This is a genomic window from Rathayibacter sp. Leaf248 (genome assembly GCF_920939495.1).
GTDB lineage: Bacteria > Actinomycetota > Actinomycetes > Actinomycetales > Microbacteriaceae > Rathayibacter > Rathayibacter caricis.
Window position 1 is genome coordinate 1,047,660 of the sequence record NZ_CAKLAV010000001.1, and the last position, 12,511, is coordinate 1,060,170.

A 12,511-nucleotide genomic window follows, 5' to 3' on the forward strand; every position below is an offset into this window, starting at 1 on the left:
CAGGCTAACCGAGTCCGCCCGGGCTTCGGCCGGACGCCGGGCGGGAGCCGCCGACAGGCCTGTGACAGCATGGGAGGGATGACCGACGCAGCTCACTGGCCACCGCCCGCGGAGCCCTCCGACCCGGCCTCCGTGCAGGACGCTCCGGGCCCGGCGACGGGCGCGCCGATCCCTCCCGCTCCGGTCGCTCCGCCGGTGTGGACGCCGTCGAGTCCCTGGCAGCCGACGGGTGCTCCGGCGGGCTGGACCCCGCCGCCGCGACCCGGGCTCGTCCCGCTGCGCCCGCTCGGCTTCGGCACGCTCCTCGGCGCTCCCTTCCAGGTGCTGCGCCGCAGCCCGCGCACCACCCTCGGCGTCGCCCTCCTCCTCCAGGGCGTCGGCTCGGTGCTGGCCCTCGTGATCTACGGAGTCGTCGCCCTCCTCGCCCTCGGCCGGATCGACCAGGCGGACGTCGCCGATCGGGACGCCGTCGGGGCCGGGGCCGTCGCGATCGTGATCCTGGCCGCGCTCATCCCTCTCGGCGTCTCGCTCGCCACGGGAGCCCTCGTCCAGGGGGTCGTCGTGCTCGAGGTGTCGCGCGCCGTACTGGGCGAGCGTCCGACCCTCAAGCAGCTGCTGGGTCGCCTCCGGGGCCGCTTCTGGGCGCTGGTCGGCTGGACGGTCCTCCAGGGCGTCGGGCTGATGCTGCTCGTCCTGGTCGCGGTCGCCCTTGCGGTGCCCCTGTTCGTCGTCGGCGCGCAGGACGCGGGGGCCGGCGCGATCGTCGGCGGGGTCCTCGTGCTGCTCTTCGCCGGGGCGGCGGCGACCGCTCTCGGCGTCTGGCTCGGCACGAAGCTCGCCCTCGTGCCCAGCCTCATCGTCGTCGAGCGCCTCCCGTTGCGTCGAGCGGTCGCGCGGTCGTGGCGGCTCGTGACGGGCGGATTCTGGCGGACCCTCGGCGCACTGGCGCTGATGCTCCTCATCGTGCAGGTCGCGGGCCAGGTCGTCGCGACTCCGCTCAGCCTGCTGGTGCCGATCGGCGGCGCGCTGATCGCCCCGACCGATCCGAACGCGCAGATCGTCGCGTCCCTGGTCGTCACGCTGCTCTCCCTCGCCGTGGGACTGGTGATCGGAGCGGTCGGCACGGTGCTGCAGGCCGCGGTCACCGGGCTCGCATACCTCGACCGCCGGATGCGGCGGGAGGGCTTCGACCTCGTGCTGATGCGGCATGTCGAGGACCGCGCCGCCGGGCTCCCCAGCCCGGACCCCTTCCCCGCCCCGGAGCGGGCGCCGCGGTGATCCGCGCCGTCCTGGCCGCGGCTCCGCTCGACCCCGACGCCCGCGAGGCCCGCCGCCTCCTGCTCGAGGAGCTGGCGGATCCGCGCTACCGCGCGGCGGAGCCGAGCTGGTTCGATCGCGCCGTGCAGGCGATCCGCGACTGGTTCACGTCGCTCAGCGTCCCGACCGACGGACCGGCCGTCCCGATCGCCGCCGTGATCGGGGTGCTCGTGGTCCTGGCGCTCGTGGTCACCGCCCTGCTGATCGCCGGGCGACCGAGCCTGCGGCGACGCAGCTCGGTGCGCGGATCGGTCCTCGCGGAGGACGACGGCCGGTCGGCCGACGAGCTCCGCGCGCTGGCCGACGCGGCGGCCGCCCGCGGCGACTGGGACGAGGCGGTGATCGAGCGCTTCCGGGCCCTCGTCCGCGCTCTCGACGAGCGGACGCTCGTGCGCGCCTCGCCGGGCACGACCGCGCACGGCTTCGCCCGACGCGCGCAGGCCGTGTTCCCCGCGGCCTCGGGGGCCCTCCGACGCGCCGCGGACGACTTCGACGGCGTGCGGTACCTCGACCGTCCGGGCGGCACTGAGGACTACGCGCGCATCCGTGCGCTCGACGACTCGCTCGCCCGGGAGGCCGCTCCCCTCGACCCGCTCTCGAGCACGGCGGACCGCCGGTGAGCGCGACCGACACGGTGTCGACGCCCCCCCTCGGCGCGCTGCTGCGCCGGGGGCGCCTCTGGGCCGTGCTCCTCGCCCTCGTCGCGGTCGGGACCCTCCTGCTCACCTTCGCGACGGGAGCACCGTCCCTCGCGCCGGACCTCGATCCCGACAGCGCCGCTCCGGATGGTGCGCGCGCGGTGGCGCAGGTCCTCCGCGAGCAGGGCGTCGACGTGGTCCGGGCGGACGTGCTCGAGGACGCGACCGCGGCGGCCGGCCCGGGAACGACCGTTCTCGTCGACGACTCCGACGCCGTGCTCGACACCGACCAGTACGCGGACCTCGAGGATGCCGCCGCCGCGATCGTCCTGGTGCAGCCGACCGGCGACGCCCTCGAGGCGCTCCTGCCCGGCGCCGCCTTCGCCGGGGCGCCCCTCGACGGCGGCGATCTCGACGCGGACTGCAGTCTGCCCGCCGCCGCGCGCGCCGAGAGCATCCCCTCGGGCGGCCAGACCTACCGGCTCCTCGACGGCGGAGCGACAGGCTGCTTCCCCTCCGGCGACGACGCCTACGCCCTGGTCTCGGGCACGAGCCCCGGAGGAGCGGACGTCACGGTCGTCGGCGACGCGGCCCTCCTCCGCAACAGCACCGTCGACGAGGGCGGCCGGGCCGCGCTCGCCCTGAACCTCCTCGGGGCCCGCGACCGGCTCGTCTGGTACCGCGTGAGCCTCGACGACCTCCGCGGAGAAGCGGCCGTCGATCCCGCCGATCTCGCCCCTGGATGGGTCACGCCCGCGATCCTCCTGCTCCTCGGAGTGGGCGTCGCCGCGGCGGTGTGGCGCGGTCGCCGCTTCGGTCCCCTCGCCGTCGAGCCGCTGCCCGTCGTCGTGCACGCCAGCGAGACCGCTCGCGGCCGCGCGCGCCTCTACGCCCGCGGAGGGACTCGGCTGCGCGCTCTCGACGCGCTCCGCATCGGCACCCTGCGGCGGCTCGCCTCGATGCTCGGCCTGTCCGCCTCCGCCGGGGTCGACGAGATCGTGACGGGAGCCGCCGACCGGCTCGGCCGCGACCCGGTCGCCCTGCGCCGCCTGCTCGTCGACGACGCGCCCGCGGACGACCGCGCGCTCGTCAGCGCCTCCGACGACCTCCTCCGTCTCGAGAGCGCCGTGCGCGCCGCCCTCGCTCCGACTCCGCACCCCGCCCGACGACAGGAAGGCCCTCTCCGATGACCGACTCCACCCTCCCGCCGATCGCCGACGACGAGCTGCGCGGCGAGCTCGACCGCGTCCGCACCGAGGTCGGCCGCGCCGTCGTCGGTCAGGACGGCGCCGTCTCGGGACTGCTCATCGCCCTGCTCGCGGGCGGCCACGTGCTGCTCGAAGGCGTCCCCGGAGTCGCGAAGACGCTGCTCGTGCGCGCCCTGTCGCTGTCGCTCGGGCTGGACACGCGGCGCGTGCAGTTCACCCCCGACCTCATGCCCGGCGACATCACCGGCTCGCTCGTCTACGACGCCTCGACCTCCGGATTCGCGTTCCGCGAGGGCCCGGTCTTCACGAACCTCCTGCTGGCCGACGAGATCAACCGCACCCCTCCCAAGACCCAGGCCGCACTGCTCGAGGCGATGGAGGAGCGCCAGGTCAGCGTCGACGGGCGGACCCTCGCGCTGCCCGATCCGTTCCTCGTCGCCGCCACCCAGAACCCGGTCGAGTACGAGGGCACCTACGCGCTGCCCGAGGCGCAGCTCGACCGCTTCCTGCTCAAGCTCGTCCTCGAGATCCCGCCGCGCGACGTGGAGGTCGAGGTCCTCTCCCGCCACGCCGTGGGCTTCGACCCGCGCGACCTGGCCGCGGCCGGCGTGCATCCGGTGCTCGACGCCGGCCGCCTGCGCGCCGCTCAGGAGTCGGTCCGCCGCGTCGGGGCCGGTCCCGACGTGCTGGGCTACATCGTCGACATCGCCCGCGCCACCCGCGAGAGCCCGAGCGTGAAGCTCGGCGTGAGCCCTCGCGGCTCGACAGCGCTCCTGGCGGCCTCGCGCGCCTGGGCCTGGCTGAACGGCTACGGATCGATCACTCCGGACCACGTGCAGGCGATGGTCCTGCCGGTCCTGCGCCACCGGATCCAGCTGCAGCCGGAGGCCGAGCTCGAGGGCGTGCGCACCGAGGCCGTCCTCGGCGGCATCCTGCAGCAGGTCCGGGTCCCGGTCTGACCCGTGCACCTCACCGGACGCTCCGTCCTCGTCCTCCTCGTCGGCCTCGTGCCTGTCGTCCTGCTCGGTGGGAGCGCGCACGCCGCCGTCGTCGTGCTCGCGCTCTGGCTGCTCGCCTGGTGCGTCCTGGTCGGCATCGACCTCCTCGTCGCGGGGTCGCCGCGCGCGATCGTACTGGAGCGGAGCGTCCCCGACCGGGTCCGCCTCGGTGAGCGCGCCGAGGCGGAGCTGCTGATCACGAACACCGGCCGTCGCCGCATCACGGGCGTCGTCCGAGACGCCTGGGAGCCGTCCGCGGGGGCGCTGCGCACCCGCACCGCCCTCCGGCTGCCACCTGGCGAGCGCCGCGCGGTCACGACGGTGCTCGAGCCGCGCAGGCGCGGCGAGCGCCGGGCGCTGCACGTGACCGTCCGCTCGAACGGGGTCCTCGGCCTCGCCGGGCGGCAGGCGACGCGCTGGGCCCCCGCGACGGTGCGGGTGCTCCCCCCGTTCCGGTCGCGCCGGCACCTGCCCTCGCGCCTCGCCCGGCTGCGTGAGCTCGAGGGCCGCACGAGCGTGATGATCCGCGGGCAGGGCACCGAGTTCGACAGCCTCCGCGAGTACGTCCGCGGCGACGACGTCCGCTCCCTCGACTGGAGGGCCACCGCCCGCCGCCGCGAGCCCGTCGTGCGGACCTGGCGCCCGGAGCGGGACCGCCGGGTGGTCGTCGTGCTCGACACCGGTCGCACCTCCGCGGCCAGGATCGCGGACGAGCCGCGGCTGGACACCGCGATCGAGGCGGCACTGCTCCTGTCGGCTCTGGCTGCCGGTGCCGGCGACCGGATCGACGTGCTCGCGTTCGACCGCACCCGTCGGGCACGGGTCCACGGCGCCACCGGCAGCGAGGTGCTCGGCCGCGTCGTCGACGCGCTGGCGCCGGTGCAGCCCCAGCTGATCGAGACCGACTGGTCGGCCGTGCCCGCGCAGCTGCGCGCCCTGGTCTCGCAGCGCTCGCTCGTCGTCCTCCTGACCGCGCTGGACTCGGTCGGGGCGTCCGAGGGCCTGCTCGCGGTGCTCCCTCAGCTCACCCGCACCCACACGGTCGTCGTGGCGTGCGCCGTGGATCCCGAGCTCGTCGAGATGGCGGCCGATCGCAGCGACCGCGCGGCCGTCTACACCGCCGCGGCGGCGGAGCGCTCGCTGAGCGACGCGGACCGCCTCTCCGCCGCCGTCCGCCGGCTCGGCGGCGACGTCGTGCTCGGCACTCCGGAGAAGCTCCCGCCGGCGCTCGCCGACCGCTACCTCGCGCTCAAGGCGGCCGGGCGGCTCTGAGAACGCGTCAGGCGTCGGCGATGCTCCGGGAGCCGCGGGCCGCACGGTCGAGGTCGCCGGTCTCGCCCGCGCGCGCCGCACGGCCGCCGAGCACGATCATGTAGGCGAGGAAGGCGAGCAGCGCCGCCGAGCCGATCCCGATCTTGACGAACCACGGCCACGGGGCCGGCGTCACGAAGCCCTCGATGACCCCGGCGACGAACAGCACGAAGACCAGCCCGATCGCGACGGTGAACAGGCTCCTCGCGTCCTCGGCCAGGGCCTGCCCGCGCGTGCGCGCTCCCGGCGCGATCCAGGCCCAGAAGATGCGCAGTCCCGCCGCCGCGGCGACGAACACCGCGGTCAGCTCGAGCTGACCGTGCGGGGCGATGTAGAGGAAGAAGGTGTCGCCCTCGCCGTAGTGGAACATGACGGCGACGGAGGTGCCCAGGTTCTGCGCGTTCTGCAGGATGATGTACGGCACGTAGACGCCGACGATCCCGAAGGCCACGCACTGCGCCGCGATCCACGCGTTGTTGGTCCAGACCTGGCCGGCGAAGGACGCGGCGGGGTTCTCGGAGTAGTAGTCGACGAAGTCGTCCTCGGCGAAGCGCCGCAGCTGCTCGTCGTCGCCGAGCGAGGCCAGCAGCCGTGCGTCGCCGAGGATCCACACCGCGAACAGGGTCGCGATCAGCGCCGTGGCGAGCGCGACCGCGAGGGTCAGCCAGCGGAGTCGGTGCAGCGCCGCGGGGAGCGTCACGACCGCGAAACGCGCGACCGCCGCCAGCGGGTCCTCGCCCGTCCCGGTGAGCCGACCGCGCGCCCTCGACAGCGAGACCGCGAGCCTGGCGCCCGCGGCGGTCGAGCCGGCCGTGGAGGCGATCGCGGCGAGATCGGCGGAGGCGGACTGGTACCGCTCGACGAGCTCGTCCGCCTCGTCGCCGGTCAGCCTGCGCTTGCGCGAGAGCTCGTCCAGGCGGCGCCAGTGCTCCGCACGAGCGGTCGAGAGAGCGTCGATGTCCATCTGTTTAGATGATAGCCATGGGCACCGATCGGGCGGACGACGACGACGGCCTGGTCACCGGCGAGGCGATCGCCCTCGAGGTGCCCGTCACGAGCTTCGTCCTGCGCGCGTGCGGCGCGATCATCGATCTGATCGCCGAGCTCCTGCTCGCGCTCATGCTCTTCTACCTGGTCTCGGTCCTCGCGGGCGACGGCGGGCTCGACGCGTCGGCCACCGCGGCGGTCGGCGTCGCCGCCCTCGTGACCTCCCTCGTCCTCGTCCCCGTCGTCGTCGAGACGGCCACGCGCGGACGCTCGCTCGGCAAGCTCGCCGTCGGCGCCCGGGTCGTCCGCGACGACGGTGGTGCGATCTCGTTCCGCCACGCCCTCGTGCGCGGCCTGACCGCCGTGCTCGAGATCGTGATGACGGCGGGCGGACTCGCCGCCGTCGTCGGGCTGCTCTCGCGCCGCTCCCGCCGCCTCGGCGACGTCCTCGCCGGCACCCACAGCCAGCTCGAGCGCGTGCCCGCGGCGGCTCCGCTGCAGGCCGAGGTCCCGGCTCCGCTCCTCGGCTGGGCGGCGACCGCCGACGTCGCCCGTCTGCCCGACGCCCTCGCGCGCCGCCTCGCCCAGTTCCTCCGGCAGCGCGGCGGCATGACGGAGCCGTCCCGCTCCCGGCTGGCCGCCTCCCTCGCCCACGAGGCGTCGGCCTTCGTGTCGCCGGTGCCCGCGGCTCCGGCCGAGGACTTCCTGCTGGCGGTCGCCGCCCTGCGCCGCGCCCGCGAGGAGCGCGCCCTCCGCCTGTCGGCCGACCGCCTCGAGCGGCTGGCGCCCGTGCTCTCGGCGGGGCCACGGGGCTTCCCGCCGCGCACGGATCAGCCCTCGATCGACGGCTCGCGGTAGCGGATCACGCTCCAGCCGACCGGCACCGAGAGCCGCCGGTCGTGCTCCTCGCACAGGTCGTAGCCGTGCGGATCGGGTGCGGGGCTGAGCGGGCCGACCGCGACGAGGGAGTCGCCGTAGTCGTAGGTCAGCGTGACGACGGCCGGGGCGCTGCAGCCCGTCCGCGAGCACTGCCGTCCGTTCATCGCGCCCACAGTAGCAATAGGCTGGAGGCATGCCCCGTGCTCGTCGTTCCACCGCCCGTCAGGCGGCTTCGGCCCGGGGCGGATCCCGCGACAGGCACGGGCGCGGCATCCGCGGCCCGGTCACCGGGCCCCACCTGCCCCTCCTGCAGACCCGCACCGACTTCTTCGAGCTGACGGTCGGCTCCGCGATCGACTACCTCCGCGGCGCGTGGCCGGACGAGCTCGCGGGCATCCACGTCGATGTCGCGGCCACCCCCGACGTCGATCCGGCACGCCTGGCGGCCACCGGGATCGCCCGCTGGCGCGTCGATCACGCCGAGCGCCGCATCACGCTCTACCGCGTTCCGATCGAGCGCCTGGCCAAGCTGCACCGGCGCGACGACCAGCACCAGCGGCTGCTCATCGAGAGCTACGTGTTCCGCGCTGTGGCGGAGCTGCTCGGCCGCGATCCGTGGGACATCTCCCCGGACCGCTTCCGCCACCTCTAGGTCCTGTCGAACACGAGATCGCCGTCGCGGTCGACGGAACCCCGGCGGCCCGGACCGCCCTAGTGCGAGTACACCGTGATCGGCGACGAGAGCGGACCGGGCGGCACGATCGGGTAGGCCGCGATCCTGCCGTCGCTCGCGATCGACACCGACGCCTGCACGGGCTGATCGCTCGAGACGACGAGCTGGTCGATGCCCTGATCGACGGTGACGGAGGAGTAGGGCCCGATCTCGACGGTGCGCGAGCCGGACGCCGCGTCCAGCACGACCGAAGCGGTCGTGTCGCTCGCGTTCGCGAGGTGCAGGCGGGCGCCGGGCTCGCCGGTGCTCGCCACTCCGAACGGCGTCGAGACCGAGGTGCCGGAGGCGAACCAGGCGTAATCGGTGCCGGCTGTCCCGGTCGAGGTGGTGCGCCCCGCGGCGACGACGGGCTCGTCCGAGTTCAGGGTGATCCGGTAGGAGCCCTCGGCGAGTCCGGACAGCGGCACCTCCCCGACCCGGCCCGCCGGCACCACGACCTGCGTCGACGTGCCCGCGCCGCTCGGATCCTCGTTCGCCACTTCGATCGACACGGTGCTGTCCGCCTCGCCGGGCGCGAGGATGCGCAGCACGGGGCTGCCCGCTCCCCCGCTGCCGTCGTCGCTCGACGTCTCGGCGGGAGGCGAGGCGATGCGGTAGCCCGAGATGACGGTCAGCGTCGACGGCGACGCGGAGGGGGCGGTGGTCTCGATGCCGACCGGGGTCAGTCCCGAGATGGCGGTGCTCTGCAGGCTGGCCGCGATCTCCCCGCCGCGCGCGGTCATCCGCACCACCGGCTGCACGACGTCGGGAGCGAGACCGGCCAGGGGCAGGGCGCGGACCGTTCCGGCAGGGACGACGATCCCGGACGCGCCGGTGGCCTCGAGGGGGCCGTTCTCCCCGTAGAGCGCCAGATCGACGGTGGCCGCGACCTCGCTCGCGTTCGCGAGAACGAGCACCGAGGTGGAGCCGATGTCGGTCGATCCGCCGACGATCCAGCTGTCGGCCGAGGGCGCTGCGCAGCCGAGCGCGCTCAGGCCCGACACCGTCTCGTTCGCGATCGACTGGGTGGTCGCTCCGCCGGGAACCGGATCGGACTCCGCGGGGACGAGGAGACCCGTGACTCCGCTGCCGGGCGCCGCCAGATCGGGCTCGTCGAGGGCCGTCGAGCTCTGGACGACGTCGTCGGGCCACACCGAGGTGCCGGAGCCCTCGAACGCGCGGAGCTCCTCCGGCTGCGTCGCGTCGAGCAGATCGCCGCCGCAGACGAGGGTGCTGTCGGCGGCCACGGGCGTCACGACGACGCCGTCGGCGGCCCGTGTCGCGGCGGGCAGCGGGAGCAGCTGGGGCAGGACGACCGCGGTCGCGGCGAGGACGACTCCGGCGACGCCGACCGCGGTGTGCAGGGCGCTGCGGCGGCGTCGGGCGGCGGAGGCGCGGCGATCGCGGGGCGGTGTCGGCGCCGTCGTCGCGACGGAGTCCGTGGTCGCGACTCCGGGCCGGCCGGTCGAGCCGGCGCGGGCGCTCCGGCGGTCGGCGCGGGAGGAGCGGCCCGAGGGCGGGGTGGCGGGCATGCTCGTCTCCTGGTCGCGGGGGTCAGACATCGTCGGTCCCGTCGTCGAACTGGCCGGTGGCCTCGCCCGGTTCGTCGTCGATCCCGGCCACCGGCGCGCCGGAACGGCCGCGCTCGAGCGAGAGCCCGGTGGGGACCGCCAGGAGGAGCGCGACGAGGAGGATCAGCAGGAGTCCGGCGGTGTAGGCGATGCCGAACGGACCGACCACGTCCTGCGGGGCAGCCTCGGCGCGGCCGCCCTCCGGATCGACGGCACTCCAGAGCAGGCCGTAGCGGGTGTCGCCGACGGCCGAGAACGCGGCGTTGCCGTCGAGCGAGACCGCGGCGCGGGCGCGGACGGCCGAGGCCGCGTCGCCCGCGTCCTCGCTGCTCGCCTCGGTGAGGACCACGAACCGGACGCCGAGCTCGTCGAGCGCCGACGCCACGTCGTAGCCGGTGCGCGACACGAGGTTGCCCGCGAGCTCGTCGATCTCGTCGGTGCTCTCGGCCCCCGTCGCGGCGAGCGTCGACTGCTGGTCGAGCGTCGCTCCGGCGCCGCGCTCGAGGCGGGCGAGGATCCCGCCGTCGGCCTGCGGCACCAGCACGACGGTGCCCACCCGCGGGTCGTTCTGCGCCTCGGCGGCCACGTAGGCCGGCAGCGAGCGGTCGGAGGTGCTCGCGATGGACGAGTGACCCTGCGGGAAGGCGAGGGCGAACGGGCCGACTGCGAGTGCGGCGGCGACCGTGACCACGAGCGCGGGCACCAGGCGGAAGGACGGCAGGGCGCCGAGCGAGAGCGAGAAGCCGATGACCAGACCGAGCCAGTAGAGGCTGAGCGGCGATCCGCTCCACACGGCCACCGGCTCGGAGCCCGCTGTCGCGACCTGGATCCCCTGCGCGAGGGAGGCGGTCAGCAGTCCCGCGGAGGCGACGCCCACGCCGCCCAGAGCGGACAGGTTGTTCGGCAGGAGGAGGGAGGCGAGCGCCGCCACGATCAACGGCAGCACCAGCACGGCCGTCGCCAGCGGCGCGGCGGCCTCGGTGATCCCGATCTGCGACAGCAGGTCGACCCAGCCGGCGGTCAGCGCCGACGGCACGCCCGCGAGCAGGGAGAACAGGTCGGCGCGTGCCGACGGGAGCGGGACTCCGGGGTCGGCGAGGATCGCGAGCCAGTCCCCGCGGGGAGCGTGGGCCACGACGAGCGGGAACAGCAGGGCGGCCGCCGGGATCGGCAGGCCGGCGAAGCGCCCGACGCGCCGGCCGGAGGTCGCGAGGATCACGATCCAGATCGCCAGGAGCGGCAGGGACAGGATCGGCGCGCACGCTACGACCGCGGCGGCCAGGAGCGACGCGGTGGCGGACGCCGACCACGAGCGGTAGGCCCCGAAGCCCGCGAAGAAGAGCCACGGCAGCAGCACGTGCACGAGGATCGGCCCGGGGCGCCCGTCGGACTGCGCAGCGGCGAACGCGGGTGCGAGGATCCAGACGAGTGCGCCGAACGCCCGCGCGAGCGGCCGCGGGGTGATCCGGGCGATCATGAGCCAGGCGCCCATCGCGGCCAGCGGGAACGCCGTCAGGTACAGCAGCACCATTGCGTAGCTGGGCGACCAGAAGGTCAGCGAGCCGAGGACGGCGAGGACGCCGGCGAAGGGGTCGGCCGCTCCGATGAAGCCCGAGCCGAGGTCGCGCCAGCCGTACGCCGCGTTCCGCCAGAGGTCGCCGACCGTCGGCGACAGGGTCAGCAGACCGCCGCCGCTGAGGGCAGGAGCCGCGATCAGCGGGGTGTAGACGACCAGGCCCGCGAGCGCTGCGACGAGGACGACCCACACTCCTCCGCTCTGGAAGAAGTGCAGCGGGTGGCGGTCGCGACCGGCCTGCACCCGAACGGCGTCGTGCCGCACGGAGCGCAGCTGCCGCACGGTGTCGAGCGGGATGCGCAGCGGCGCGATCGACTTCCAGCCGACGTTCTTCGAGGAGCGGAGGATTGTGCGGGCGCGGAGCACCTTGGTGCCGCCGAACGCCACGACGACGGCCGCGAGCAGCTCGCCCCCGACGAGTCCCGGCTGCTTGCGCAGGAGCCGGACGACCGCCCGGCCGACGGCGAGCGGAACGAGCGAGAGCCAGTGGAGGACGAGGAGCGCCACGGGCGCATAGGCCAGGCGGCGGTGCAGCTGGGCGGTGCGGTGCTGGCGCGCCCGGCGGCGCTCGCCTCCGTCGATGCGGCGGCCGTCGGGGCGCTGCAGGCCGATGCGGGCGGTGGTGACCCGCGCGTCCGGCACCCTGCTGACGCGGTGGCCGGCGAGGCGGGTGCGGATCGAGAAGTCGAGGGCGTCGTCGACGACCGGGAGCCCCGGATCGAAGCCGCCGAGCTCCTCCCAGAGGCTGTGGCGCACGAGCATGCCGCCCGCGGCGACCGAGAGCACGTCGGGATTGGCGTCGTGCTGGCCCTGGTCGAGCTCGTCCTCGACGAGGTGGACCGTGGTGCCGTAGTTGGTGATCGACTCGCCGTAGCTGCGGATGTAGCCCGATCGCGTCCAGTCCATGACCTTCGGGCCCGCGACCGCCACGGACGGCGCGACCTCGACCGCGCCGAGGAGGGCGGCGAGCGCACCGGGCTCGGGTGCCGAGTCCTGCGCGAGGAGCCAGAGCCACTCGTCCTCCCCCGCCGGGGGCTGCATCACGCGGACGGCGCGAGCCACGGCCTGGCCGAAGGGGAGGTTCTCGGCGACCTGCACCAGCTGCGAGGGACCCCAGGAGGCGAGCAGCTCACCCGTGGTGTCCTTCGATCCCCCGTCCACGAAGACGGTGGCGTCGGGCTGCCGGGTCTGGGCTCGGAGCGCCGCGAGGGTGCGTTCCAGATACGCGGCGCCGTTGCGCGCGACGAGGACGGCGGTTACTCGGGGATACATCGCGGACCACCCTAGGCGATGGCGGCGGAGCACTCGCCAGCG

At 75.1% G+C, this 12,511-nt stretch carries 11 protein-coding genes; 7 read left to right on the plus strand and 4 right to left on the minus strand.

Annotation, left to right across the window (positions count from 1 at the left end; genetic code table 11):
* Nucleotides 1-78 precede the first annotated feature (78 nt).
* From LRG51_RS05145 to LRG51_RS05165, 5 genes are read left to right on the plus strand one after another with little or no spacing between them, the layout of a single operon-like run.
* Complete coding sequence (locus tag LRG51_RS05145) at nucleotides 79-1,278, plus strand: hypothetical protein (protein WP_230671509.1); 1,200 nt, start codon at nucleotides 79-81, stop codon at nucleotides 1,276-1,278.
* On the plus strand, nucleotides 1,275-1,937 hold the full coding sequence (locus LRG51_RS05150) for a DUF4129 domain-containing protein (RefSeq protein ID WP_055788204.1): 663 nt from the start codon (nucleotides 1,275-1,277) through the stop codon (nucleotides 1,935-1,937). The genes LRG51_RS05145 and LRG51_RS05150 overlap by 4 nt, the downstream gene beginning before the upstream one ends.
* The gene (locus LRG51_RS05155) at nucleotides 1,934-3,145 is read left to right on the plus strand and encodes a DUF4350 domain-containing protein (protein WP_055788200.1); all 1,212 of its coding nucleotides are present in this window, start codon (nucleotides 1,934-1,936) and stop codon (nucleotides 3,143-3,145) included. The genes LRG51_RS05150 and LRG51_RS05155 overlap by 4 nt, the downstream gene beginning before the upstream one ends.
* Nucleotides 3,142-4,122 carry an AAA family ATPase gene (locus LRG51_RS05160; protein ID WP_082481027.1) on the plus strand — a complete coding sequence of 327 codons (981 nt, stop codon included), beginning with the start codon at nucleotides 3,142-3,144 and terminating at the stop codon, nucleotides 4,120-4,122. Before LRG51_RS05155 ends, LRG51_RS05160 begins: the two co-directional genes overlap by 4 nt.
* Nucleotides 4,123-4,125: 3 nt before the next feature.
* Nucleotides 4,126-5,433 carry a DUF58 domain-containing protein gene (locus LRG51_RS05165; protein ID WP_055788197.1) on the plus strand — a complete coding sequence of 436 codons (1,308 nt, stop codon included), beginning with the start codon at nucleotides 4,126-4,128 and terminating at the stop codon, nucleotides 5,431-5,433.
* Between the two features lie 7 nt (nucleotides 5,434-5,440).
* Here LRG51_RS05165 and LRG51_RS05170 read toward each other — a convergent pair whose 3' ends face one another.
* Nucleotides 5,441-6,436 carry a stage II sporulation protein M gene (locus LRG51_RS05170; RefSeq protein WP_055788194.1) on the minus strand — a complete coding sequence of 332 codons (996 nt, stop codon included), beginning with the start codon at nucleotides 6,434-6,436 and terminating at the stop codon, nucleotides 5,441-5,443.
* 17 nt (nucleotides 6,437-6,453) lie between these two features.
* Here LRG51_RS05170 and LRG51_RS05175 point away from each other — a divergent pair, with 17 nt between their 5' ends.
* On the plus strand, nucleotides 6,454-7,317 hold the full coding sequence (locus LRG51_RS05175) for an RDD family protein (RefSeq protein ID WP_200930971.1): 864 nt from the start codon (nucleotides 6,454-6,456) through the stop codon (nucleotides 7,315-7,317).
* Here LRG51_RS05175 and LRG51_RS05180 read toward each other — a convergent pair.
* Nucleotides 7,290-7,502, minus strand: a complete 213-nt coding sequence (locus tag LRG51_RS05180) for a DUF3499 family protein (RefSeq protein ID WP_055789065.1) — start codon at nucleotides 7,500-7,502, stop codon at nucleotides 7,290-7,292. The two genes, LRG51_RS05175 and LRG51_RS05180, sit on opposite strands and share 28 nt — an antisense overlap.
* Nucleotides 7,503-7,531: 29 nt before the next feature.
* Here LRG51_RS05180 and LRG51_RS05185 point away from each other — a divergent pair, with 29 nt between their 5' ends.
* On the plus strand, nucleotides 7,532-7,990 hold the full coding sequence (locus LRG51_RS05185) for a metallopeptidase family protein (protein ID WP_055788187.1): 459 nt from the start codon (nucleotides 7,532-7,534) through the stop codon (nucleotides 7,988-7,990).
* A gap of 59 nt (nucleotides 7,991-8,049) precedes the next feature.
* Here the strand turns inward: LRG51_RS05185 and LRG51_RS05190 are convergent, their stop codons facing one another.
* Nucleotides 8,050-9,582: a DUF5719 family protein gene (locus LRG51_RS05190; protein ID WP_230671511.1), complete on the minus strand. Its 1,533-nt coding sequence runs from the start codon at nucleotides 9,580-9,582 to the stop codon at nucleotides 8,050-8,052.
* A 22-nt stretch (nucleotides 9,583-9,604) separates the two neighbouring features.
* A complete protein-coding gene (locus LRG51_RS05195) occupies nucleotides 9,605-12,469 on the minus strand; it encodes a glycosyltransferase family 2 protein (protein WP_230671513.1) in 2,865 nt (954 codons plus the stop codon).
* Nucleotides 12,470-12,511: the final 42 nt, after the last annotated feature.